This window comes from Vibrio harveyi NBRC 15634 = ATCC 14126 = KCTC 12724 (assembly GCF_001591145.1).
Lineage (GTDB): Bacteria > Pseudomonadota > Gammaproteobacteria > Enterobacterales > Vibrionaceae > Vibrio > Vibrio harveyi.
The window spans coordinates 17,441-40,839 of the sequence record NZ_BCUF01000048.1; the positions used below are offsets into that span (position 1 = coordinate 17,441).

Here is a 23,399-nt window from a genome sequence, read left to right on the forward strand (position 1 = left end):
TTCGTTAACGGGCGCACCTTATTTAAAGTCTAGAACTTATTGAATAGGTTCACCGAGAACTCTAATGAGGGTGACTTGGCGTTTTGACTCATCTTCTAGTGGGCGTGACACACGTTTTGCGAGCCACATACCACCAGCTGCGAACAATACCGAAGCTAGGATGGTGATGACCTCACCGCCCGCGGTTAAAGGCACTAGCAGGAAGTTGCCAATTACAGCACCGAGAATCAAACCAAACAAAGGAAGAAGGTAGACCGCCATAGCTGATTTGATCAGGCTTGCTTCGGGGAAACCAATTTCCACGACCTGACCAACTTTGACGGATTTTGGGGTACGCAAATGCCACGACAGCGTTTTGTTACCGATCGCTTTGGTAACCACGCCTGTGCCGCAGCTTTTTTGCGATGAACAGCTGCTGCAACTGGTCTGTTGCTCGCAGCTGATATCGACATCATATTGCTGACCGTGACGGTGAACGCCCGTTACGGTAGCCAATGCAGTCATCATTGCACTTCACTCTTTGTTACATTAAAAGTGACCGATTGTGCGATACGCTGAGCCGTTGCCGGCGGAATATCACCAACAACTGAGATTTCATGGTTTCCGCTGACAAAGCTGTGCAATGTACGGCGACCTTGACGAACCAGTTGACCTTTCAACGAGTGCTCGTCTTTGTCAGCTACATACACTGAAAAGCTAAATAGTCCATCAGAGTAAAGTTGGCTTTCTACCATTTGGTCAGTCACTGCCATGCGGTAACGGTTCAGTTCATTGGGATGGAACCCTTCCGGTGTCCAACCCACGGTCCAGTTACTGGTACCGATATCGCCTTTTGGCATTGTCAGAACCGCGGGTAATTGAACCTCTTCCAAACCACTCATCAGTTCACCAATCTTAGGGTTCACTGAGTAAGAAATAGTACGGTACTGCTCAAGCATTTCACCATCACGATCAACGAGATCAGCACGCAGTGGCAGTTTACTCTTCTCATCAATCCACAATACGTAAGAGTAACGTAGCCCATCTTTTGGCACGATGCGCAGCACTTGTGTTGGAACACCCGCTTCACGGGCACGACCTACTTTTACGTAGTCGTAGTACAAGTTTAGCTCGTCGATGTTAGCGTTCAGCATCGGCATGATTGGAGCAACCATTTTACCCGATTCGATGGTAAACGGTTCTGCGCCAGTTTCGATATAGCTTACTTCTGTGCCGCGACGGATCACTTCACGTACAGGACCACTCAAATACACAAGATGTGCGTACTGGTCTTTGTCGTGAGTCGCGTGACGATACAGCAAAGGTTCAATGCTGTTCTTTTTGATAAGGATATAAGAGAGTTCGTAGCTTAAATTCTTGCTCGCCTCGCTCATTTGATGCAATAAAGCCTCCGCTGGCTTATCACCAGCAAAGGCTTGCGAAGACATCAGACTGAACAGAGCGCAAGCGCTGATCAGAAATTTTTTCATTCAATATCCGGTGTCAGATGTGCATCTTGTTGAGACGCATCACTGTTAATTCTTAGCTGCAGTTCGTAGTCACGAAGCATAGCATGAACGCGTTTGCGTTGCTCTTGCATATTTGCTTCACCAACGGAACGCTCTACGGATTCACGCGTCAAGCTTACTGGTTCAGCGCTGCCCGCAAATGGCACAGTCTGAAGCACAGGAAGTTGGTCAGCTTGTGGCGACATTGGGTCGCTACCGCCGTACTGTTGAACGCCTAATATCACAACAAGTGACACACACGCAGCAACGGCAACTTGACCAAACTGAGTCAACCATGCAGGCAACTGGCGTTTCGCTTTTTGTGGCTCTGGTTGCGACTCTTTTGGCGCGTCGTTAATTGAAATTACGTTAGCACTGCGCGAATCGATAGCACGATGCACAGGCTCGTCTTCTAACGCTAACGCTACGCTTTCAGCAATATTCCACTCAGGCTTTGCTGGCGCTTCGCCTCGCATCACATCACCAATCAGGTGATAGTTCTGCCAAGCATCACGGCTCTCTTGGTCTTGCTCTAATTCTTGAATTAAAGCCTTATCGACCAATTCTCCATCCATGAGAGCTGAAAGTTTTTCTTTGTCAGCCATTATTTTCACCATAGTTATCACTTGTACTAGCGCTGCAAAAGAGGTTTGATTTTCTTTTCCACCGCCTCACGAGCACGGAAGATACGCGATCGTACCGTTCCTACCGGGCAATCCATTACTTCAGCAATTTCCTCGTAGCTCAAGCCATCAAGCTCGCGCAGAGTCATTGCGGTTTTTAAATCTTCAGGTAAGGCTTCGATTGCACTGAACACTACCCGTTGCAATTCTTTGGACAACGTTAAGTTCTCAGGGTTCGAAATTTCTTTAAGTGCATTACCTGTTTCGTAAAATTCAGCTTCTTCAGCATCAACGTCTGTTGCAGGTGGTCTACGACCTTGAGCAACGATGTGATTTTTCGCAGTATTCACTGCAATGCGATACAGCCAAGTGTAAAACGCACTCTCCCCACGAAAACTAGGGATAGCTCGGTAAGCCTTGATAAACGCTTCTTGTGCTACATCTGGAACATCGCCAGGATTACTTACGTATCTGGAGATAAGGTTACATACCTTGTTCTGATACTTTGTTACCAGCAGGTTGAATGCTTGCTTATCGCCATTCTGAACTCGCTCAATCAATACTTGATCGGTCAGCTGCTCGTTCATTCGAGCGGATACTCCTATTTGTTATGCCCCTACTCTTCTCAGATATGGGTACTAATTATGCAAAACGTAGTATTGACACCACTGCTTACTTGAGCACTATTGTGACCCTGACGTGAATGAGAAAGTTCCATGGTTTCTCAAATTTTTTGTCATTGTTTTTTCATAGTGTGATGTCACTAGCCAAATCCCGCTCCTCGTCCGACTTAAGTCTCGTTTTGACAAGCGAGCATACTGGTGGGGAAATGGGTATAATGGATGATCTCTGTCCCAGATTGTGCTGGGTAGAGCATAGAAAAGCAATGGCATTGACAAACTATTACTTTTCATTTGCATGGCTAATGGCTATCAGAACATCGCGTTACAAACAAAACTCAGGAAGCATCTGCATGCCCAAGGCATGGCAAAATAAGAGTGGCTGAAGTCACCAAGGTAACGCCGATTTCGATACGTCTCCCAACTTAGCCCTTAGCGACGGATGTCGCGTTAATGGAATGCACATGGTGTGCAAAATATACACAAGGTAGCCTTGTTACCTTAGCTTGGGATTGTAAAAGTAATATGAACACAAATCGTGAACATGAATGTGATGTGTTAGTGGTAGGGAGTGGCGCCGCGGGCTTGTCGTTGGCTTTGCGTGTCGCAAACCACTGTAAGGTAATGGTTCTAAGTAAAGGACCGCGCAGCGAAGGCGCAACGTATTACGCGCAAGGTGGTATTGCTGCCGTATTTGATGAGTCGGACACCATTGAGTCTCACGTTGAAGATACGCAAATTGCTGGGGATGGAATCTGTGATGAAGAGACTGTTAAGTTCATCGCGGAAAACTCAAAAGAGTGTGTACAGTGGTTGATTGATGGTGGTGTACCATTCGATCGTGAAGATGATGATTCTGACGATGAGCCACGTTATCACTTAACTCGCGAAGGCGGTCACAGCCGTCGACGTATTTTGCACGCTGCTGATGCCACTGGCATGGCAATGCAAACCTCTCTACAAGACAATGCACACAGCCACCCAAACATTCATGTTCTTGAGCGCCATAATGCTCTGGATTTGATCACCGAAGATAAAATCGGCGGCGACAAAAACAAGATCATTGGCGCTTATATTTGGAACCGCAACGAAGAACAAGTTGAAACTGTTCGCGCTAAATTTGTTGTTCTCGCAACGGGCGGCGCTTCCAAAGTTTACCAATACACTTCTAACCCAGACGTGTCATCTGGTGATGGTATCGCAATCGCGTGGCGTGCAGGTTGTCGTGTTGCGAACCTAGAGTTCAACCAATTCCACCCAACCTGTCTTTACCACCCAGAAGCACGTAACTTCTTGTTGACTGAAGCATTGCGTGGTGAGGGGGCGTATTTACGTCGTCCAGACGGTTCACGTTTTATGCCGGATTTCGACGAGCGTAAAGAGCTTGCTCCACGTGATGTCGTGGCTCGCGCGATCGACTTCGAAATGAAGCGCTTAGGTGCTGATTGCATGTATCTCGATATCAGCCATAAGCCTGCGGATTTCATTACTAAGCATTTCCCAACTATCTACTCTCGTTTGATGGATTTGGGTATCGACATGACTAAAGAGCCGATCCCAATTGTACCTGCGGCGCACTACACATGCGGCGGCGTCATGGTCGATCAAAATGGTCATACCGACCTGAAGAACCTCTATGCGATTGGTGAAGTGAGCTATACAGGCTTGCACGGCGCGAACCGTATGGCATCGAACTCACTACTTGAGTGTGTGGTTTACGCATGGTCGGCAGCCAAAGACATTCTTAAACATCACAGCGAAGTAGAACTAGCATCGCAGGTTCCATGTTGGGATGAAAGCCAAGTGACCAACAGTGATGAAGAAGTGATCATCCAACATAACTGGCATGAGCTGCGCCTATTTATGTGGGATTACATGGGTATCGTTCGTACCGATAAACGTCTTGAACGCGCTCTGCGTCGTATTCAGATGCTGCAACAAGAGACGCATGAGTACTACAGTCACTTCCGCGTATCAAACAACTTGCTAGAGCTACGTAACCTGCTGCAAGTCGCAGAGCTAATGGTGCGTTGCGCGATGCAGCGTAAAGAGAGTCGTGGTCTGCACTACACCTTGGATTATCCAAATCAGCTAGAAAATAGTGGTCCAACAATTCTTACGCCAAACAAATAGCACTGACACTAAAAAGTAAGAGTCAGATATAAGATCAAATGGGAGCTTCGGCTCCCATTTTCCATTGTCGTAATATCAAACACAGTTGACGATATGCCACGTCTTCACAACTGTCTCGCCAAATCGTGACTTTTTCACCCGACGTTAATTCAAACGTGACTTTGAACATCGCCGCCGACACATCAACGCTCGATAATGTAGAGGTTTGCTTGTCATTACGTACCGTGCCATCACGATGTAAATACCAGCCACCACGAGCAGAAGGCACGACAAAACCGCCCTGCATTTGGCAGCGAAGAATCAGTAATAACAGATAAGTTGATAAGACGAGTGGGATAGCAGAACAGATAAGCGCCCAAACGCAACCTAGGAGAAGAAGTTGGTTGGCAATTTGGGCGTACAGAGAAGTGTTAACCTTGAGATTAACGAACCTTGCTGAGGTTGTGCGCGACAATTTTATCAACCATCGATGCATGACCTAGGTTTTCGCTGCGACCGTGTCCCATCACCCAAGTAAACAGATCTGGGTCATCACATTCTAATAATGAGACAAAATCACGCTGCTCTTGTTCATTCAGTGCTTCAAAGCACTCTTCAAAAAACGGCATAATCACCACGTCAAGCTCAAGCATGCCACGACGACAAGCCCATTTAATACGCGCCTTTTCTTCCGCAGTGTACATTCAGTATTCCTTCATAGATGTCTTGTTCTTAGTGCGGAGTGTAACAAGGGATGTGCAACGTCACTAGTGTGCGGGTCACAATATGTAGCCAAGTCGCTGCAAATCCTGAACGCATTTAATAAACAAACGTTCAGCAAAGCCAAACACCTTAAAATTGCGTGGTTATATTGAGTGCTGACAAATGCCAATTCTGCAATTAACATAGCTGAAAAATATCTTCAAAAGGCATTGTAATCATGGAATGGCAAACTCGCTTTTCACCGCTGAACCTATCGACACAAGACGCACTACCTGAGCTGTCTATCTCGCTATTGGATAATCTGGGCATGATCACCATGGTCGGGGACGACAAAAAGTCATACCTACACGGTCAAGTTACCTGCGATGTGGTTTCTCTTGAGAAAGACCAATCAATGTTGGGTGCCCATTGTGATGCAAAAGGTAAAGTATGGAGCGTCTTCCGCCTATTCCACCATAACGATGGCTACGCAATGGTTCAGCCGAAATCAGCGATTGAAGTAGAACTGAAAGAAATCAAAAAGTACGCGGTGTTCTCGAAAGTGACCATCGAAGAATCAAACGACATCGTGCTGGGTGTTGCAGGTGAGAATGCAGATGCGTTCATCTCAACATTAAATGCTGATTCTGGCGACGTACGTACAGTTGAAGGTGGCACGGCAGTCAAAGTGACTCCAAACCGCTGGTTGCTTGCGCTTACAGCAGAAGCAGCACAATCGTTATTAGAAGACAGCAAAGCAACGCTGACTACTCACGAGCTTTGGACTCGTTTCGATATTGAAGCAGCACTACCATACGTGGCAGCTGATGCGCAAAACGAGCACATTCCACAAGCACTAAACGTACAAGCGCTGGGGGGCATCAGCTTTACGAAAGGCTGCTACACAGGTCAAGAAACCGTAGCGCGCGCGAAATACCGCGGCACCAACAAACGTGCAATGTACATTGTTAAAGGTGCAACTGCTGAAGCCTTAGGTGAAGGTACGATTGAACTGGAGCGTAGCGTTGGTGAAAACTGGCGTTCAGTAGGCGCATTGCTCACGCATTACCAATTCAGCGACAACCAAGCGATAGGACTCATTGTATTGCCAAACAACCTAGACGATGACACTCGTCTGCGCTTGGTTGCTCAACCAGAGTGTGAATGGGAAATCGCAGCACTGCCGTACAGCCTTGACGATGAGTAATACCATTCATACCCCTTTGATGCAGTTTTTGGCGGACCAGAACATCGAGTTCCGTCTTCTTCCTCATCAAAGACCAGCAACAACTATTGAGGATGCCGCGCAACAACGCGGCATTCGCCCTTCTCAAATGGTCAAAACGATTCTTTTGCGCGATATGGGGAATCAATATGCGCTTGCTTGTGCACCAGGTGATCGTAGTGTTGATCCAAAGAAGGTGCGCGCATTACTGCAGTGCCGTCGTATGACGTGTGTTGATCAAGCAGACGTAGAAGCGATTACCGGATACAAGATTGGAACTGTCACACCACTACTCTTAAAACGCTACATGCCGATCGTATTTGACCCAAGTTTGCTTGAAGAAAAAGAAATCACCATAAGCAGTGGAGATCGCATGGCAGGCTTAGCGCTATCCATCGATGATCTAATCCAATTGTGCCAACCAACCGTGGCTGATATCTGCCGCTAACATGTAATCAAGCGCAGGATTCTCACTCCTGCGTGATCTCACTCATATCTCTTCGATTACATTCAAGAATTTTTAATCATTTTTAAAACATAAATAGTCACAAATGAAAAACTCGTATATGCTGAATTCGTTGGTTAAGTTTTCAACAACGACTCAGCCAACGTAAAGTGAATCTGCTGACTTGTATGACAGCGTTCATTAAGTCAGTCGTCCACTTTTGTGTAATGCATCTGTGACTATTCGCCCGCCGAAGCGGGCTTTTTTTTGCGTGGAACTTTTTTCCTTTTCCTTCCTCTAACTCAATGAAAGCAATGCATTTGAGGTTTCAACCTCGTCAAAACGAACAAAATGCAACCCATTGAGTAAAAACATTTAGCAAACAATCATTTTCCTTCTATTCTTATTTCTGTAACAAAACTGTTGCTTAATGCACCACGTAAGAACAGGAGAGCTCAAGGACTGGTTCCTTCGACAATGATTTTTTGAGGTAATCCTCACGCTATTTGAGATATGACTCTGTCAATTTGTCTAAGGCAGCACAAATCTCTAAAGCCAAGTACCTCAACTGCACTTAATACTATTGCTGTCACAATAATTTTTACGCGAAAAACGTAGAATAACTGGGCTAGGTAAGAGATAAGGAAGAGTAAATATGAGACTGTTTAAGCGCTATACACCAGGTATGATTGCTAAACACATAAGTCGTCTTTTTAAAGGAAGAATCTATATTTACGGAGTCGGTAAGTTCGAGTTTGATAACGGAAAATTGATGTTGCCAGAGAAAGCTGAGAAACGTCACTTTCAGGCAGTAAAAGAGATTAACCAAGAGATTATGAAGCTCAGATGCGCATACGCTTAGCTTAAACATCGATGTAAAAAGAAAGGCTGGATTAACCAGCCTTTTTTGTATCTTTTGTTTGCGAAGCGAAGAACGTATTTATTGACGCGCTAGTTCCGGCAGGTTGCCTTTCAAACCTAATGCACGCTTCATGATTTCATCTTTCGCACCCGGCAGTTGTCCTGCTAGGCTCAAACCAATGCCACGAACCAACTTCTTGGCAGGATTCTCACCAGAGAACAGATCACGGAAGCCTTGCATTGCCGCTATCATCTTCGCCGCTTCGGCTTTACGCCAACGCTCGTAACCACGTAGATTACGTTTGGTGCCAATGTCTTGCCCTTGCTTCCACAGTGCCAACACTTCTTGCGCTAAGCTTGCTGCATCTAATAAACCAAGATTCACACCCTGCCCTGCCAGCGGATGAATGGTATGGGCAGCATCGCCAACTAACGCCACGCGTTCAACCACAAAGTCACGCGCATAACGCATCTTAAGTGGGAATGCTGCACGTTCGCCAACTACTTCACACAAGCCTAAACGTGCATCGAATTCGCTAGTCAGTGCTTTATTAAACTCTTGCTCGTTCATCGCCAGCAGTTGCTCTGCGCGATTTGGATCGGTAGACCAAACAATCGAACACATGTGAGGATCAGACATTGGAAGGAAAGCTAATGGACCTTGCGGTGTAAAGATCTGACGCGCAACACTGTTGTGTGGGTCAGCGGTTTTCACGTTCGCAACAAGCGCGCTATGACCGTAATCCCAATGCGTTAGTGGGATATCCATTTGGTTACGCAGCCAAGAATTTGCACCATCAGCGCCAACCACTAACTTCGCTGTCATAGCTTGACCATTATCGAGCGTTAGCCAGCTTTCTTGCTCACCCACCGCAAGCGTTGCACAACGAGCAGGCATAAACAGCGTCACGTTATCGAGCTTTTGAACTTGCTCTAGCAGCGCCAATTGAATTACGCGGTTTTCAACGATATGACCAAGATCCGGTTGAGCCATGCTCTGCGCATCAAATGCGATATTCGCGAAGCTGTCTTGCTCCCACACTTCCATCGCATGGTATGGTGAAGCGCGACGCTGCTCGATACCTTGCCAAGCACCAAGCTTGCGAAGGATGGTTTCACTTGAACGGCTCAACGCCGATACGCGTACATCTGGCAGTTCATTTAGGGTGTCGTTCGGCACTGCGCCTTCGATAACGGCTACTCGCAGGTCACTGTCCTTAAAAGCGGCAGCTAATGCTAAACCTACCATTCCACCGCCGATGATGGCGATATCTACACTTTGCATCATTGCTTTTGTTACCTAATTCGTTGCCGTTTATCGTTTCACTAGACCAAGCGTATGGCGTAGCAGCGGCTGCTTAAAAGTAGAAAGGTTATCCATCGTTGCGAGAGCAAGGTTACGCCCAATTCGCATCGCCGGTAAATCATTTGAGAAAATATGCACGAGAGAGCTGGTTAGCCAAATCGTTTCGCTGCGGTCATCTTCACGGCGCTGGCTAAATCGCATTAAGCCTTGGTAGCGACCCGCGTCTTCAGCTTGCTTAACCACCTCTTCCGCTAACGATGCCACATCACGAATACCAAGGTTGAAGCCTTGTCCTGCAATCGGGTGAAGCGTTTGTGCAGCATTGCCGACAATAGCAAAGCGGTGCGAAATGTTCTGCTTACGATGACGCAGAAGAAGCGGATAGCTCGCGCGTTGTCCGACTTTCTGCATCGCACCTAGTCGCCAACCAAAATCGTTCTGCAAGCGCTCAAGAAACTCTGCGTCAGACAAGTTCACGACGCTTTGCGCTTCTTCAGGACGCAGACACCATACTAACGACATACGGTTATCACTCATCGGCAACAGTGCGACTGGACCATTCTCTGTAAAGCGTTCAAAAGCGCGACCTTGATGAGGCTCTTGCGTCACAATATTCGCGATCACTGCCACTTGGTCGAAATCATGCTCAGACAGCTCTAAACCGATTTGCTGGCAACATTGCGACACAGCGCCATCAGCAGCCACTAGCAACTTAGCTTCCAGCTTCTCACCGCTGCTCAACTCAATGTGTGCTTTGTCTTGCTCACGCTCGATGTTCGCAACCGAATCAGGGCAAAACAGAGTGATTGCTTTGCTCTTATCCAAGAGTTCTTGGTAGACGCGGCCAACATCGGCGAGTTCCACTACGTAGCCAAGGGCTTCAACGCCAACTTCATGCTTGGTAATCTCAGTCATGCCCGCATGAGAGCGGTCAGAAACATGAATATGTTCAATTGGAGTTGCACAAGGCTCGATAGCAGACCACAACTGCAAGTGACGCAGAATGTTGACCGTACCGTAGGACAGAGCAATCGAGCGCGAATCAAAGCCCGGGTGTTGATCCGATTGAGCTTTAAAAGGCTCAACAACCGCAATTTGCAGCGCGCCTTTAGATAAACGGTCGATTGCCAACGCAAGTGTGGCACCTGCCATGGCTCCACCAGCAATTACAACGTCATATTGCCTCATGCTAACCTCTAGAAGCTATTCGATAATGGGAAACAAGTGATTAATGAATCGTTGGTTTGTTTTCGTTGCTTTCAGGACGAGCACCAAACTCTGCATGAATAGTTAATACGCAGGCTTTAACGTGTTCGATTACTTGCTCTAACAATAGTGCTTGCTCGCCTAGATCATCATCTTCATCAATGCCCAGTTTGGCAATTTCTTCTAGATCCGCTAAGGCTTCTTTTGCATCGTCTGACGCTTTATCAATCGCAATACCCGCTAAACCCATTCCTGAGATAAAGTGGTTCACAAAATCAGACACACCATCTGCTAGTGCGAACAAACCTTCTTCACCCGCTTCATCAGGAAGCAGCAAAGACAACTCCATAGAAGTGCCAGTTAGCTCGTTAACGGTTACTTGGAACACGCTTTGTGCCAGTGCTAATGCGCTTGATGGCCAGCCCATACCTTCGTTGGTGTAATCAAACAGAATTGGTTGCCAGGTTTGGTCGTTAATCGCCAATCCACCACTGAGCATGCCAACAAGTAGACCATGCAACTCTGCTGGTGTCACAGCAAGGCTTGCAGATTTCAATTCGGCAGCAATAGATTGGTATTCAGGAAGGGTGATTTCACTCATAATCTTGGCTCATTCTTGCGTAATAATGTATCGACATATCCTACCATCAAGCCTAGTCGGCTGAAACGGCTATCAAATTCAATTTTGGACACCATTTGAGCAATTTGCCCAATTCCTGTGTGATCACTTCACCATTTTTCTTTCTGTGAAGGGAAATGCTTGAATCTTAATAGCGGTTTTCCTATAGTTTCCTCCTCGGTAGTTGTATAACGCAACGCCTTAGATAGCGCGAATATAGAGTTTATTCATCATGAGCAATCAAGCGATCGACGTTGAAATCCTTGGCAAAATGACACGAGTGAATTGTCCTGCGGGGCAAGAAGAGTCACTAATTACAGCGGCTAAAGATCTTGATCGTCGATTGAAAGAGATGAGCGAGCGTACTAAGGTAACCAATGAAATTCAGCTACTGACCTTTGCTGCATTGAACATTTGCTATGAATTGCATACCAAATCATACGAATCTAACGGTCAGCAACAAGAAATTACTGAGCGAATGGAAAAGCTCACCGCGTCTTTAGAAAGCGCGCTTAGTAAAGTGAAGCAAGGATAGCAGTAGATACCAAATTTACCCTGGGGTGTGCGTCAGTTGGATTTAAGTCCCTGAGCCGATAAGCAATACCAAAGGGTTAGTACTTGATAGCTATTGAGCAAGCTTGGCATGCACCGAGAAGCCTACGGTTATCATTGCTGATCCGCCTTGAACCAGCTGGTTCAAGGGCCACAATCCTCAACGGCACCCTGGGGTATCCTCTCTATGTCTGACCTATCTCGACAAGAATTCCGCAAACTTATCCGCGAAAAACGCAACGCACTTTGCAGCGATACTCAGTTTCAAGCTGGACGCGATCTCGTTCACCAGTTTTCGCAGTTACCGGAAATCAAAAGCGCACAGCACATTGCTATCTATTTGTCTGCCGATGGCGAGTTAGACACCAAACCTCTGATTGAATCACTATGGCAGCAAGGTAAGTCGATTTACCTGCCCGTCATTCATCCTTTCTCTAAAGGTCAATTACTCTTCTTGCAATACATCGATGATGAACAGTTGATATACAACAAATACGGAATCTTAGAACCTGCGCTTGATATCCGCTTCCTCAAACCAGTTCGTGAGCTTGATGTCATTTGCACGCCACTAGTCGGATTTGACAGTGTTGGGCATCGCCTGGGAATGGGCGGAGGCTACTACGACCGGACGCTTTCACGTTGGTTTAGTACTGGAGAAGGCGCAAAACCTATCGGCATCGCCCATGATTGTCAGCATGTCGAGCATCTTCCCGTCGAAAGTTGGGATATTCCATTACCTAAGATCGTGACTCCAAGCCAAACCTGGCAATGGGAAAAGTAACGCTTAACCGCTATAATCACGCCGCAAACGTTAACGAACATCTATTCAGGAGATTGGCATGACTCAAGATGAAATGAAGAAAGCGGCTGGTTGGGCAGCACTTAAATATGTTGAGAAAGGCAGCATTGTCGGTGTTGGTACTGGCTCTACCGTGAATCACTTCATCGATGCCCTAGGCAGTATCAAAGATGATATCAAAGGCGCAGTGTCTAGCTCTGTTGCTTCTACTGAGCGTCTAAAAGAGCTTGGTATCGAGGTTTACGAGTGTAACGACGTAGCAATGCTAGATATCTACGTTGATGGTGCAGATGAAATCAACGCAGCGCGTGAAATGATCAAAGGTGGCGGTGCTGCACTGACTCGTGAAAAGATCGTTGCGGCTATTTCAGAAAAATTCGTATGTATCGTTGACGGCACAAAAGCCGTTGACGTACTTGGCCAGTTCCCACTTCCTGTAGAAGTTATCCCAATGGCACGCTCTTACGTGGCTCGTGAATTGGTAAAACTAGGTGGTGACCCTGCATACCGTGAAGGTGTAACAACGGACAACGGCAACGTGATCCTAGACGTACACAACATGCAAATCACTAACCCGAAAGAACTTGAAGACAAGATCAACGCCATTGCAGGCGTAGTAACTGTGGGTCTATTCGCTCACCGCGGTGCAGACGTGGTTATCACTGGCACACCAGAAGGTGCGAAAATAGAAGAATAAATCATTAGATGATTTAAATTTTCTGTTATTTCATTACAGACGGCGCCCTAGGGCGCCGTTTTTTCTTCCTTTTTCTAAGAAAAGCATGCCTTATTCCGTAATTTTCTTACCCAAAGCAAAAATTTTTTGTTACTTTATTGAACAGAAGACGCACAAGGAAACGTTTGTCTTCCGACAAAACTGTTAATTATCCCCTTTTTAATAGTTTTGCTTTATGTGCGCCACATTAGCCCACCTTTCCATTTTAAGGACGAGAAAAATGGCCAAAGTTTCACTGGAAAAAGAAAAGATTAAGATCCTCTTGCTAGAGGGACTCCACCCTTCTTCAGTTGAAGTTCTTCAAGCAGCTGGCTACAGCAACATTGAATATCACAAAGGTTCCCTTCCGGAAGAAGAACTGATTGAAGCAGTAAAAGACGTGCACTTCATCGGTATCCGTTCTCGAACGAACTTATCGGAAGAAGTGATCAATGCAGCGAACAAGCTAGTTGCAATTGGCTGTTTTTGTATTGGTACCAACCAAGTTGATTTAGGCGCGGCAGCAAGCCGTGGTATTCCTGTTTTTAATGCACCATTCTCAAACACGCGCAGTGTTGCTGAACTAGTATTAGGTCAGATCCTACTCCTTCTTCGTGGTATTCCGGAAAAGAACGCGCTAGCGCACCGTGGTATTTGGAAGAAGAGTGCAGACAGTTCTTACGAAGCACGTGGTAAGCGTCTGGGCATCATCGGTTACGGTCACATCGGTACTCAGTTGGGTATCATTGCAGAAAACTTGGGGATGCGCGTTTACTACTACGACATTGAAAACAAATTGTCGCTAGGTAACGCTACGCAAGTGTTCACTATGAGTGAGCTTTTGAACAAGTGTGACGTGATTTCTCTACATGTACCAGAAACACCAGAAACCAAGAACATGATGGGCGAAGAAGAGTTTGCTCGCATGAAGCCGGGCGCTATCTTTATCAACGCCGCGCGCGGTACCGTGGTAGACATCCCTGCTCTATGTCATAGCTTAGAATCTGGTCATATCTCAGGAGCAGCGATTGACGTGTTCCCTGTAGAGCCGAAAACTAACGCCGATGCGTTTGAGTCTCCACTGCAGAAGTTCGACAACGTAATCTTAACTCCGCACGTCGGTGGTTCAACGCAAGAAGCGCAAGAAAACATTGGTGTTGAAGTTGCTGGTAAACTAGCGAAATACTCTGACAACGGTTCAACCTTATCAAGTGTGAACTTCCCAGAGGTATCATTGCCTGAGCATCGTGAATGTTCACGTCTATTACACATCCACAAAAACCGCCCTGGTATCCTGACGCAAATCAACACCATCTTTGCTGAAGACGGCATCAACATCGCAGGTCAGTACCTACAAACTGCCGCTGAGATCGGTTACGTAGTTATCGACGTTGAGACTTCTCGCGCAGAAGAAGCACTAGTGAAACTAAAAGGCATCGAAGGCACAATCCGTGCTCGTATCCTTCACTAATCTATTTGAACAAACACAAAAGGCAGGGATTCCCTGCCTTTTTTCGTTTTATTCGTCCGTATTTACTTAAGCATTATTTCAGCCTGTAAACCACATCCACTTGGTCACGAATCACGAGTGTAGAGTCTTGGTAACTGTTTGTACTTTCTCTTGCATCCATTGCCATTGAACGCATCAATACCGGGCGAGCATGCATTTGGTTATAGTTGATCTGCCAAACGTCTCCTAACTTCTTATCAAATCCGGTCGCTAATGAGGCAGCTTTACTCTGCGCGTCTTTAATCGCTGCCATGCGTGCCTTTTGCTGATATTCAGACTGGTTGCTCACTTTTAACTGAATATTGTCGACTTGGTTGATGCCGGCTTTCAGCGCCATGTCCAAGTACTCATTCAAGTTCGCAAGATCATTGACCGTCACGTCAATGCTACGTGATGCACGGTAACCCACAAGTTCCGCCTTGCCCGATTTTGGGTAGTGATATTGTGGAGCCAAGTATAAGTTTGAGCTAGTAATGTTATCTTTTGATAAACCTGCATCTGCAAGGCTCTTAAGAAACGCATCAACTGTATTGTCGACCGATTGCTTCGCTTGCTCTGCTGTCATTGTCGTATCAACTACCTTCACAGAAAAAGTAGCCATATCTGGTGTTGCAACTACCTCACCGTAACCAGTGGTTGATACATGGGCAAAACTTGGTACATCGCTCGCAAACACAGAAATACTGGTAAGGCTTAATGCAGACGCCAATAAACATGAAGACAGTTTCATTCGACAAATCCATCCGTTTTGAAAGATTAAGGTCACTCCAGTGCCAGATCTCATCTCAAGAGACTCGGTGAACACTGTAGCAACTGAGTTGGTATCCTAGCTTCAACGAGGAGAGTGAACTGGAGTGTATATAGACTCATCATAGAAACTTCTGCCAATTATCCAAGCGCCCTAAGCGACTTCTAACACAACTTTGACTGTGTTACTTCGCAGTGATTTCAACTTAAAACGCGAGCCAACTGGGAACTTATTGCGGTAAATGTTGTTGAGCGTAACCAATAATCGCTTGTGAGATTTCTTGAAGAACCCCCGTTTCTAACTGCCAGTGGTGCCAGTAAATTCGATAGGACATCAGAAAACCCGGCGTAATATCAATCAACTTACCATTTTCTAATTCATCGGTGATCTGTAATCGAGGAATCAAACAATAAGCCACACCTGCTAACGCCATCTTGAGGAAAGCTTCTGAGCTACTAATGTTGTGATGAATGACACTGTCAGGTCTTACGTTGAAATGTTCAGTCAAAAACTTCTTATGCAGATCATCATATTGGTCGTAAGACACCGCCGGCGCTTTCGCGAGTGTTTGATTGTTAACCCCTTCAGAGAAATAGCGTTGATAAAATTCTGGGTTGGCGACACAGACATAATCGATGCGACCGAGATAGTCGGCACGACAGCCCGGGATGGCTTGAGATTCCAAACTGATAGCCCCTGCAACCTCACCACTTCTTAGCTTTTCAATTGAGCGCGATTCACCGTAGATGGTTAACTTAAGCTCCACTTGGCGATGCTTCATTACATCCTGCAGCGCAGGTAACAACCATGTTGCGAGGCTATCTGCATTAGTCGCCAAGGAGAGTTGTACAGGGCGAGTGGTAGTGTCGTTCTTCAGTTCAGGGAGGATTTCATGCTCTAGAAGTCTAACGCGGCGATATAGTCCAAGTAACTTCTTACCAATCGGTGTCGGCTTTGGTGGTTGCTCACGGATAAGCACAGGTTGAGCAAGATACTTTTCGAGCTGTTTAATTCGCTGGGAAATGGCTGATTGTGAAACAAATAAGTGTTCTGCTGCTCTGTCAAAACTGCCTTGATGCACGACGGCATCTAAAGCTTCTATCCATTTATAATCCAATCCTCGCACGTGTTTTTCCTCCCTAACAAACGCCAAACACACAAGATAAGTAACACTAATAATATATTAAAATCATTAATTATACTTATTTCAATAAAAGCTTTATCTTCCATTTCTCTGTTGTTCTATTGCTAATTTTTGAGGTGTGTTGTGAGCTTTTGGGTGTTATTACAAGGATTCGGTTTAGGTGCGACGATGATCATTCCAATCGGTGCGCAGAATGCGTACGTCCTTAACCAAGGTATTAAGCGTCAACATCACCTGACGACTGCGACTATCTGTAGCATCCTAGATATGATCTTCATTTCGCTCGGTATTTTCGGTGGCGGTGCGATCCTGTCGCAAAATGAAATCCTACTGACATCGGTGACATTAGGTGGTATCGCTTTCTTGAGCGTTTACGGTTTACTGTCACTAAAGAGCGCATTCAAACCATCTGATGCATCGGAGTCAAAAAGTGAAGTGGTCGCACGCGGTCGTCGCACTGTAATTCTTGGCGCACTTGCCGTCACCGTTTTGAACCCACACCTATACTTGGATACTGTAGTGATCTTGGGATCCATCGGTGGTCAGTTCGAAGGCAACGATCGCATCGCATTTGCAATGGGAACCATCATGGCATCATTTGCGTGGTTCTACACGCTGTCATTAGGTGCGGCGAAATTAGGCCCGACGCTCTCAAAACCAAAAGTGAAAAAAGGCATCGATATTGCGGTTGCCGTTATGATGTTTACTATCGCTTTTGCTCTCGCAAATGAACTAATCACCCAATACTGGTAAAGAAAAATAGGAAAGAAATACGACATGGAGTCACTGCAGAAAATCTACCAACTCAATCGAGAGCGGTTTAGTGCGCTCTCCATCCCCTTTCGAGAATGGCAGCATGAAGCCATTCTCGACTTTGAAACCGATATCAAAGTTGCCGCTGAACTCGGCTGGACAGGCACTCACACCAAGAGCCTTTTTCTCAAACTGAAAGGGTTAGGTTACGCCATATACTTGACCGACAAAGACTCGCGTTTAGACTCTAAACAAATCAAAACCATTACCGGCAAACGACCTTCAATTTGTAGTGATGATGAAATGATCGAACAACTAGGCTGCGTACCCGGTGCGGTTTGTCCGATAGGGTTACCAGAGCATGTCACTATCATTGTGGATACTGCACTTTATCAACATGAAGAATTGCTCTATACCCCGGGTTTACCCGAATCGACTTTCGGTTTTGCAGGCAAAGAACTCAAGCGACTACTCCTAGCCGGCAGTAATACTTTATTAGAAATATAAAAGCGCTAGAGATAAAAAAAGCGAGGCAAACGCCTCGCTTTTTATGTTCTCAATCGAAGTGATTAAGCTTCTACTTTATTCAAGTGAACATCCATTTGTGGGAATGGAATTTCGATGCCTGCTTCGTCTAACGCTTCTTTGATTGCTTGAGTAGAATCGAAGTAAACGTCCCAGTAATCCGCTGTTTTACACCATGGGCGAACCACAAAGTTTACTGAAGAGTCAGCTAGAGCCAGCACACCAATTTGGATTGCTGGATCTTTAAGGATACGCTCATCTTTTTCTAGCACATCACGGATAACTTGCTTAGTTTGTTTAAGGTCAGCGCTGTAAGAAACACCGATAACTAGGTCTACACGACGCGTAGCGTGGCGAGAGTAGTTAGTGATTGCACCACCGATAACTGATGAGTTCGGTACAACAACCATTTTGTTGTCAGGTGTTTTTAGTACAGTTTGGAAGATTTGAATTGCTTCAACACTACCCGCTACACCGCCAATTTCTACGTAGTCACCAGACTTGAATGGACGGAATGCAACAATCAGTACGCCCGCAGCGAAGTTAGATAGTGAACCTTGTAGAGCAAGGCCAACAGCAAGACCTGCCGCACCGATTACCGCAACTACAGATGCAGTTTGAACACCGACACGACCTAGTGCCGCGATAAGTACGATAACGAATAGAAGGTAACGAACTAAACCATTGACGAATTCAACAACAGCTTTGTCCATCTTTTTCTTTTCAAGCACTTTTGAAACGCTGTTTGCTACCGCTTTAACGATAATGTTACCGATAAATAGGATCAGCAATGCAGAAATGATGTTCACACCGTATTGAATAAGAAGATCTGAGTTGTTATTTAGCCATGTTTCAGCTTTGCTCAAACCATCTGTTAAAGAGGTATCGATACCCATCGATTCACCTGCCATAATTCGTATCCTCAAAATAAAGATATTAAATCTAATTGCCGTTAATTTATGAACCTTGTTTTTTATAGGTTCTTATTCACAACAACATCCCTATTGTTTTCCTGAACAGTGTCAGATTTTTGGCACAATATCTCAAAACTGAAATTTTGCAAAGTCAGAGTTTAGCAAAGACCTACAAAACAAAGCTTTATCAGAATTTTCTGATACCGGCATGTTACAGAGTACGCAATGGATTTACATTCCGCCACACTTTTTACTTGGTTTTCTGCCACTTGATGCGGAAATGCGCTGAGTTTCGAAATTTGTACCAACATGAAGGGATATGAAGTGAGGCGATCATATAGCAGCTGACTAAGTTATCAATTGCACGCAGAGGAAGAATAGGATTTGTCTCATTGTTTAGACATAAAAAAACCCGCTCTAAGAGCGGGTTTTTAGAAACTCAGTTGAGACGAATTATAGTACGTCTACTGCGTTTAGGTCAGCAAATGCTTTCTCTAGGCGAGCTACCATTGAAGCTTGACCAGCACGTAGCCATACGCGTGGATCGTAGTACTTCTTGTTTGGAGCGTCTTCGCCAGTTGGGTTACCGATTTGACCTTGTAGGTAATCGTGGTTGTCAGCTTCGTACTGACGGATACCATCCCAAGTTGCCCACTGTGTATCAGTATCGATGTTCATTTTGATAACACCGTAGCCGATAGACTCTTGGATTTCTGCTTCAGTAGAACCAGAACCACCGTGGAATACGAAGTTTAGAGCGTTTGGTGCGATACCGAACTTCTCTGCACAGTATGCTTGAGAGTCACGTAGGATAGTTGGAGTTAGAACAACGTTACCTGGCTTGTAAACGCCGTGTACGTTACCGAAAGAAGCTGCGATAGTGAAGCGGTGTGAAACAGCGCTTAGTTTCTCGTATGCGTAAGCAACGTCTTCTGGAGAAGTGTATAGCTCAGATGCGTCCATGTGAGAGTTATCAACGCCATCTTCTTCACCACCAGTACAACCAAGTTCGATCTCGATTGTCATGTTCATCTTAGCCATGCGCTCTAGGTACTTAGCACATGTTTCGATGTTTTCTTCTAGAGACTCTTCAGAAAGGTCTAGCATGTGAGAAGAGAATAGAGGTTTACCAGTTTGAGCGAAGAACTCTTCACCAGCGTCTAGTAGACCGTCGATCCATGGAAGAAGTTTCTTAGCAGCGTGGTCAGTGTGTAGGATTACTGGCACACCGTAAGCTTCAGCTACAGTGTGAACGTATTTAGCACCAGCTACAGCACCAAGGATTTGAGCACCTTGACCTTCAAGTTTCACGCCTTTACCAGCGAAGAAACCAGCACCGCCGTTAGAGAACTGAACAACAACTGGAGCTTTAACTTTTGCAGCTGCTTCTAGTACTGCGTTTACAGAATCAGTACCAACAACGTTTACTGCAGGAAGAGCAAATTTGTTTTCTTTTGCTACTTCAAATACTTTCTGAACGTCATCGCCAGAGATAACACCTGGTTTTACGAAGTCGAAGATCTTAGACATGGATGTAATCCTATTTATCTGTCGTTTTTTAAACAAAACTTGTTAAATTGAAAAATCTTGCAAACGTTTGCTCACAACTGAGGCTATTCTAGCAGAGTTCCACTCTCGTTGCAGCAAACAAGAAAGCGGGAGATGACTCCCCCGCTTTGCGATTATTACTTAGCGCGTGCTTCTAGCATTTCAACTGCTGGAAGTACTTTACCTTCTACAAACTCAAGGAAAGCGCCGCCGCCAGTAGAGATGTAAGATACGTCAGCTTTGATACCGAACTTGTCGATAGCTGCTAGCGTGTCACCACCACCTGCAACAGAGAAACCTTCAGAAGCTGCGATAGCTTCAGAGATACCTTTAGTACCTGCTTCGAAGTTCTTGAATTCGAATACGCCTACTGGACCGTTCCAAAGGATAGTCTTAGCGTTCTTAAGGATTTCTGCTAGTTCAGCAGTTGAATCTGGACCAAGGTCGAAGATCATGTCGTCGTCTTGTACTTCAGAAACGTGCTTGATTTCAGCTTCTGCGTTCTCATCGAATGCTTTCGCACATGCAACGTCAGTTGCTACTGGAATTGCACACTCGTCCATTAGCTTCTTCGCTGTTTCAACTAGGTCTGCTTCGTATAGCGACTTACCAACGTTGTGACCAGCAGCTGCGATGAATGTGTTAGCAATACCACCGCCAACAACTAGTTGGTCAGCGATTTTAGATAGAGACTCAAGAACAGTTAGCTTAGTAGAAACTTTTGAACCACCTACGATAGCAACCATTGGACGAGCAGGCTTGTCCATTGCTTTACCTAGTGCTTCTAGTTCATTTGCTAGTAGAGGACCAGCACATGCTACGTCTGCGTGCATACCAACACCGTGAGTAGATGCTTGTGCACGGTGAGCTGTACCGAATGCGTCCATTACGAAGATGTCACATAGAGAAGCGTACTGCTTAGATAGTTCTTCTTCGTTTTTCTTCTCGCCTTTGTTAAAGCGAACGTTTTCAAGAACGACTAGTTCACCAGCGTTTAGTTCTAGACCGTTTAGGTAGTCTTTCGCTAGTTTAACTTCGCAGTCTAGTGCGTCGTTTAGGTAGTTAACTACTGGTTGTAGAGAGAACTCTTCTGCGTATTCACCTTCAGTTGGGCGACCTAGGTGAGAAGTAACCATAACTTTAGCACCAGCTTCTAGACAGTGCTTGATAGTTGGAAGAGATGCGATGATACGTGCATCTGAAGTTACTTTACCGTCTTTTACTGGCACGTTTAGGTCAGCACGGATAAATACACGTTTACCTGCAAGATCCAGGTCAGTCATCTTGATTACAGACATGATGTGTCCTCTCAAATATTAAATAATTAAAGTTTTTAAAAACTCGGCAATCCTGCCAAGCCCGTTAATTCTTCAAACTGGTTATTGATATGGAGATACGTCAGATTTATTTCAAGGCTTGAAATAAAAATTTTCTCCATCGCTTATTCACTCTTATTGCTCCACCTGTGAAGAAGCTTGCATTGCTAAAGCGGTATCCAGCATCCGGTTAGCAAAGCCCCATTCGTTATCGCACCAAACGAGCATTTTTACGAGTTGCCCGTTACTCACTCTTGTCTGAGTTCCATCCACAATTGCACTATGGGGATCGTGATTAAAGTCGATGGAAACGAGTGGCGATTCAGTATAGTCAACAATGTCACGTAATGTACACTGAGATGCGTTAACAATGGTTTGATTTACGTCATTAACTTTCACATTTGTACTAATTGTGACACTTAAATCCATCGCAGTGACGTTAACTGTTGGAACTCGAACCGAAATTGCTTCAAATTTGTTAGAAAATTTCGGGAAGATTCTTTCAATTCCTTTATGCAACTTAGTGTCCACCGGAATAATCGATTGGCTGGCAGCACGAGTGCGACGTAAATCATTGTGATAAGCGTCGATAACCTGCTGATCGTTCATTGAAGAGTGAATCGTTGTGATAGTACCCGACTCTATGCCGAACGCCTCATCCAAAACTTTGATGATAGGGACAATACAGTTGGTGGTGCATGAGCCGTTCGACACCACGCGGTGTTCGTCTTTGAGAGTTTCGTGGTTCACACCATAGATAATGGTGTTATCGAGATCGCTTGCGCCAGGGTGTGAGAACAGAACTTTATGAGCCCCCGCTTCAATATGGGCTTGTCCGTCAGCTTGTGAGCCGAAGACGCCAGTACAATCCAGTACGATATCGACTTCTAAGTCACGCCATGGCAAAAGTTCGATTTCAGCAAGGTGGAGGATTCTAATTGGATCGTATTCGCCACTGTCGTGGTGAACGTAGAGGTGTTCTTGGTCATGCGAGATTTTCTTTCCGAAGCGACCATGACTAGTATCATACTGAAGAAGATGTGCCATCGCTTCTGGTTGAGCCAGTTCATTAACTGCAACAACCTTGATCTGCTGGTGCTTACCGCTCTCGTATACTGCTCGCAGTACATTACGACCGATACGTCCAAATCCATTGATCGCAACTTTTAGCATTTATCCTTCGCCTCACCAAAAATTCGTGTCACAGATAGTACCTGATACGAAGACTGAACGCATTAAGTAAGTGATCTCCCTCGCGGTAAACTATCTTTTCACTTCCCGAAATATTCATTTCACTAATATATTGATTTCTGACATCGCATGTTTCGCTTGGCATTTTAACTCCTTGTTTGACCACCAAAAGGAAATGCGTATGTCAGGTTTTCCCACTGCTCACTTTTGCAAGCGATGCAATAGAGAAACACCACACTCAGAGGTGCTGGTCCGTAAACCAAGCAGTTACGATACGGATAAATCGATTCTTGGAACCTTAAAACTTTGGGCTCATACCCTGATAAACGGCGGTCACTATTACGATATGGATCGTTATGTCACTTGTAAGGAATGTGGACACAAAGAGAAGGATAACTGGGGAAACGAATTTGAATAGGCACAAAAAAACCGAGCACTAATGCTCGGTTTTTCATTTCTAGCGCTAAATTACGCTAAT

At 45.4% G+C, this 23,399-nt stretch carries 26 protein-coding genes and 1 other RNA gene; 12 read left to right on the forward strand and 15 right to left on the reverse strand.

Annotation, left to right across the window (positions count from 1 at the left end):
• Nucleotides 1-36 precede the first annotated feature (36 nt).
• The 4 genes from VHA02S_RS20330 to rpoE are packed head-to-tail and all read right to left on the reverse strand — an operon-like array spanning nucleotide 37 to nucleotide 2,697.
• Entirely contained in the window at nucleotides 37-507 is a 471-nt protein-coding gene (locus VHA02S_RS20330) for a SoxR reducing system RseC family protein (protein WP_038898663.1), read from the reverse strand.
• Nucleotides 504-1,469 (reverse strand): sigma-E factor regulatory protein RseB, encoded by a 966-nt coding sequence (gene rseB, locus VHA02S_RS20335; protein ID WP_005449786.1) that lies wholly within the window; start codon nucleotides 1,467-1,469, stop codon nucleotides 504-506. Before rseB ends, VHA02S_RS20330 begins: the two co-directional genes overlap by 4 nt.
• Entirely contained in the window at nucleotides 1,466-2,092 is a 627-nt protein-coding gene (locus VHA02S_RS20340) for a sigma-E factor negative regulatory protein (protein WP_005449785.1), read from the reverse strand. Before VHA02S_RS20340 ends, rseB begins: the two co-directional genes overlap by 4 nt.
• Nucleotides 2,093-2,118: 26 nt before the next feature.
• The gene (gene rpoE / locus VHA02S_RS20345) at nucleotides 2,119-2,697 is read right to left on the reverse strand and encodes an RNA polymerase sigma factor RpoE (RefSeq protein ID WP_005449784.1); all 579 of its coding nucleotides are present in this window, start codon (nucleotides 2,695-2,697) and stop codon (nucleotides 2,119-2,121) included.
• Nucleotides 2,698-3,255: 558 nt separating this feature from the next.
• Between rpoE and nadB the strand changes: the two genes are divergently transcribed.
• Entirely contained in the window at nucleotides 3,256-4,863 is a 1,608-nt protein-coding gene (gene nadB, locus VHA02S_RS20350) for an L-aspartate oxidase (protein ID WP_005449783.1), read from the forward strand.
• A 34-nt stretch (nucleotides 4,864-4,897) separates the two neighbouring features.
• On the opposite strand, the gene VHA02S_RS26535 is transcribed toward nadB, so the two are convergent.
• The gene (locus tag VHA02S_RS26535) at nucleotides 4,898-5,338 is read right to left on the reverse strand and encodes a protein YgfX (RefSeq protein ID WP_307718074.1); all 441 of its coding nucleotides are present in this window, start codon (nucleotides 5,336-5,338) and stop codon (nucleotides 4,898-4,900) included.
• The gene (locus VHA02S_RS20360; RefSeq protein ID WP_009698777.1) at nucleotides 5,286-5,546 is read right to left on the reverse strand and encodes an FAD assembly factor SdhE; all 261 of its coding nucleotides are present in this window, start codon (nucleotides 5,544-5,546) and stop codon (nucleotides 5,286-5,288) included. Before VHA02S_RS20360 ends, VHA02S_RS26535 begins: the two co-directional genes overlap by 53 nt.
• Nucleotides 5,547-5,782: 236 nt before the next feature.
• Here VHA02S_RS20360 and ygfZ point away from each other — a divergent pair, with 236 nt between their 5' ends.
• The 3 genes from ygfZ (at nucleotide 5,783) to VHA02S_RS20375 (ending at nucleotide 8,076) form a co-directional block, all read left to right on the forward strand.
• Nucleotides 5,783-6,751: a tRNA-modifying protein YgfZ gene (gene ygfZ / locus VHA02S_RS20365; RefSeq protein ID WP_038898664.1), complete on the forward strand. Its 969-nt coding sequence runs from the start codon at nucleotides 5,783-5,785 to the stop codon at nucleotides 6,749-6,751.
• Nucleotides 6,744-7,217, forward strand: coding sequence for an aminoacyl-tRNA deacylase (locus tag VHA02S_RS20370; protein WP_038898665.1), 474 nt, complete (start codon nucleotides 6,744-6,746; stop codon nucleotides 7,215-7,217). The genes ygfZ and VHA02S_RS20370 overlap by 8 nt, the downstream gene beginning before the upstream one ends.
• A gap of 652 nt (nucleotides 7,218-7,869) precedes the next feature.
• Entirely contained in the window at nucleotides 7,870-8,076 is a 207-nt protein-coding gene (locus VHA02S_RS20375; RefSeq protein WP_005449772.1) for a DUF1107 domain-containing protein, read from the forward strand.
• Between the two features lie 78 nt (nucleotides 8,077-8,154).
• On the opposite strand, the gene VHA02S_RS20380 is transcribed toward VHA02S_RS20375, so the two are convergent.
• The 3 genes from VHA02S_RS20380 to VHA02S_RS20390 are packed head-to-tail and all read right to left on the reverse strand — an operon-like array spanning nucleotide 8,155 to nucleotide 11,188.
• The gene (locus tag VHA02S_RS20380; protein ID WP_009698780.1) at nucleotides 8,155-9,363 is read right to left on the reverse strand and encodes an FAD-dependent 2-octaprenylphenol hydroxylase; all 1,209 of its coding nucleotides are present in this window, start codon (nucleotides 9,361-9,363) and stop codon (nucleotides 8,155-8,157) included.
• Between the two features lie 27 nt (nucleotides 9,364-9,390).
• Entirely contained in the window at nucleotides 9,391-10,569 is a 1,179-nt protein-coding gene (gene ubiH, locus VHA02S_RS20385) for a 2-octaprenyl-6-methoxyphenyl hydroxylase (protein WP_005449769.1), read from the reverse strand.
• Nucleotides 10,570-10,609: 40 nt separating this feature from the next.
• The gene (locus tag VHA02S_RS20390; protein ID WP_009699857.1) at nucleotides 10,610-11,188 is read right to left on the reverse strand and encodes a YecA/YgfB family protein; all 579 of its coding nucleotides are present in this window, start codon (nucleotides 11,186-11,188) and stop codon (nucleotides 10,610-10,612) included.
• Between the two features lie 250 nt (nucleotides 11,189-11,438).
• Here VHA02S_RS20390 and VHA02S_RS20395 point away from each other — a divergent pair, with 250 nt between their 5' ends.
• From VHA02S_RS20395 to serA, 5 genes are all read left to right on the forward strand, one after another.
• Nucleotides 11,439-11,741: a cell division protein ZapA gene (locus VHA02S_RS20395; protein WP_005449766.1), complete on the forward strand. Its 303-nt coding sequence runs from the start codon at nucleotides 11,439-11,441 to the stop codon at nucleotides 11,739-11,741.
• 14 nt (nucleotides 11,742-11,755) lie between these two features.
• Nucleotides 11,756-11,940, forward strand: a non-coding RNA gene (gene ssrS, locus VHA02S_RS20400) — 6S RNA.
• Nucleotides 11,941-11,945: 5 nt separating this feature from the next.
• Nucleotides 11,946-12,539, forward strand: a complete 594-nt coding sequence (locus VHA02S_RS20405; protein WP_038898666.1) for a 5-formyltetrahydrofolate cyclo-ligase — start codon at nucleotides 11,946-11,948, stop codon at nucleotides 12,537-12,539.
• Nucleotides 12,540-12,597: 58 nt separating this feature from the next.
• On the forward strand, nucleotides 12,598-13,254 hold the full coding sequence (gene rpiA, locus VHA02S_RS20410; RefSeq protein WP_038898667.1) for a ribose-5-phosphate isomerase RpiA: 657 nt from the start codon (nucleotides 12,598-12,600) through the stop codon (nucleotides 13,252-13,254).
• 259 nt (nucleotides 13,255-13,513) lie between these two features.
• Complete coding sequence (serA, locus tag VHA02S_RS20415) at nucleotides 13,514-14,743, forward strand: phosphoglycerate dehydrogenase (RefSeq protein WP_005449764.1); 1,230 nt, start codon at nucleotides 13,514-13,516, stop codon at nucleotides 14,741-14,743.
• A 73-nt stretch (nucleotides 14,744-14,816) separates the two neighbouring features.
• Here the strand turns inward: serA and VHA02S_RS20420 are convergent, their stop codons facing one another.
• Together VHA02S_RS20420 and VHA02S_RS20425 are read right to left on the reverse strand one after the other, a co-directional pair.
• The gene (locus VHA02S_RS20420; protein ID WP_009698785.1) at nucleotides 14,817-15,512 is read right to left on the reverse strand and encodes an oxidative stress defense protein; all 696 of its coding nucleotides are present in this window, start codon (nucleotides 15,510-15,512) and stop codon (nucleotides 14,817-14,819) included.
• 247 nt (nucleotides 15,513-15,759) lie between these two features.
• Nucleotides 15,760-16,656 carry a LysR family transcriptional regulator ArgP gene (locus VHA02S_RS20425; protein ID WP_005449760.1) on the reverse strand — a complete coding sequence of 299 codons (897 nt, stop codon included), beginning with the start codon at nucleotides 16,654-16,656 and terminating at the stop codon, nucleotides 15,760-15,762.
• A gap of 141 nt (nucleotides 16,657-16,797) precedes the next feature.
• Here VHA02S_RS20425 and VHA02S_RS20430 point away from each other — a divergent pair, with 141 nt between their 5' ends.
• Together VHA02S_RS20430 and VHA02S_RS20435 are read left to right on the forward strand one after the other, a co-directional pair.
• The gene (locus VHA02S_RS20430; protein ID WP_017189102.1) at nucleotides 16,798-17,427 is read left to right on the forward strand and encodes a LysE/ArgO family amino acid transporter; all 630 of its coding nucleotides are present in this window, start codon (nucleotides 16,798-16,800) and stop codon (nucleotides 17,425-17,427) included.
• 24 nt (nucleotides 17,428-17,451) lie between these two features.
• Nucleotides 17,452-17,934 carry a YbaK/EbsC family protein gene (locus tag VHA02S_RS20435; protein ID WP_009698786.1) on the forward strand — a complete coding sequence of 161 codons (483 nt, stop codon included), beginning with the start codon at nucleotides 17,452-17,454 and terminating at the stop codon, nucleotides 17,932-17,934.
• Between the two features lie 62 nt (nucleotides 17,935-17,996).
• Here the strand turns inward: VHA02S_RS20435 and mscS are convergent, their stop codons facing one another.
• From mscS to epd, 4 genes are all read right to left on the reverse strand, one after another.
• Nucleotides 17,997-18,863, reverse strand: a complete 867-nt coding sequence (gene mscS / locus VHA02S_RS20440) for a small-conductance mechanosensitive channel MscS (RefSeq protein ID WP_005436480.1) — start codon at nucleotides 18,861-18,863, stop codon at nucleotides 17,997-17,999.
• Nucleotides 18,864-19,319: 456 nt separating this feature from the next.
• The gene (gene fbaA, locus VHA02S_RS20445) at nucleotides 19,320-20,396 is read right to left on the reverse strand and encodes a class II fructose-bisphosphate aldolase (protein WP_005449757.1); all 1,077 of its coding nucleotides are present in this window, start codon (nucleotides 20,394-20,396) and stop codon (nucleotides 19,320-19,322) included.
• A gap of 155 nt (nucleotides 20,397-20,551) precedes the next feature.
• On the reverse strand, nucleotides 20,552-21,712 hold the full coding sequence (locus tag VHA02S_RS20450; protein WP_005436484.1) for a phosphoglycerate kinase: 1,161 nt from the start codon (nucleotides 21,710-21,712) through the stop codon (nucleotides 20,552-20,554).
• Between the two features lie 153 nt (nucleotides 21,713-21,865).
• Nucleotides 21,866-22,903, reverse strand: coding sequence for an erythrose-4-phosphate dehydrogenase (epd, locus tag VHA02S_RS20455; protein WP_009698787.1), 1,038 nt, complete (start codon nucleotides 22,901-22,903; stop codon nucleotides 21,866-21,868).
• A 199-nt stretch (nucleotides 22,904-23,102) separates the two neighbouring features.
• On the opposite strand from epd, the gene VHA02S_RS20460 reads away from it, so the two are divergent.
• A complete protein-coding gene (locus VHA02S_RS20460) occupies nucleotides 23,103-23,339 on the forward strand; it encodes a hypothetical protein (RefSeq protein ID WP_005449753.1) in 237 nt (78 codons plus the stop codon).
• The last annotated feature ends 60 nt before the right edge of the window (nucleotides 23,340-23,399 follow it).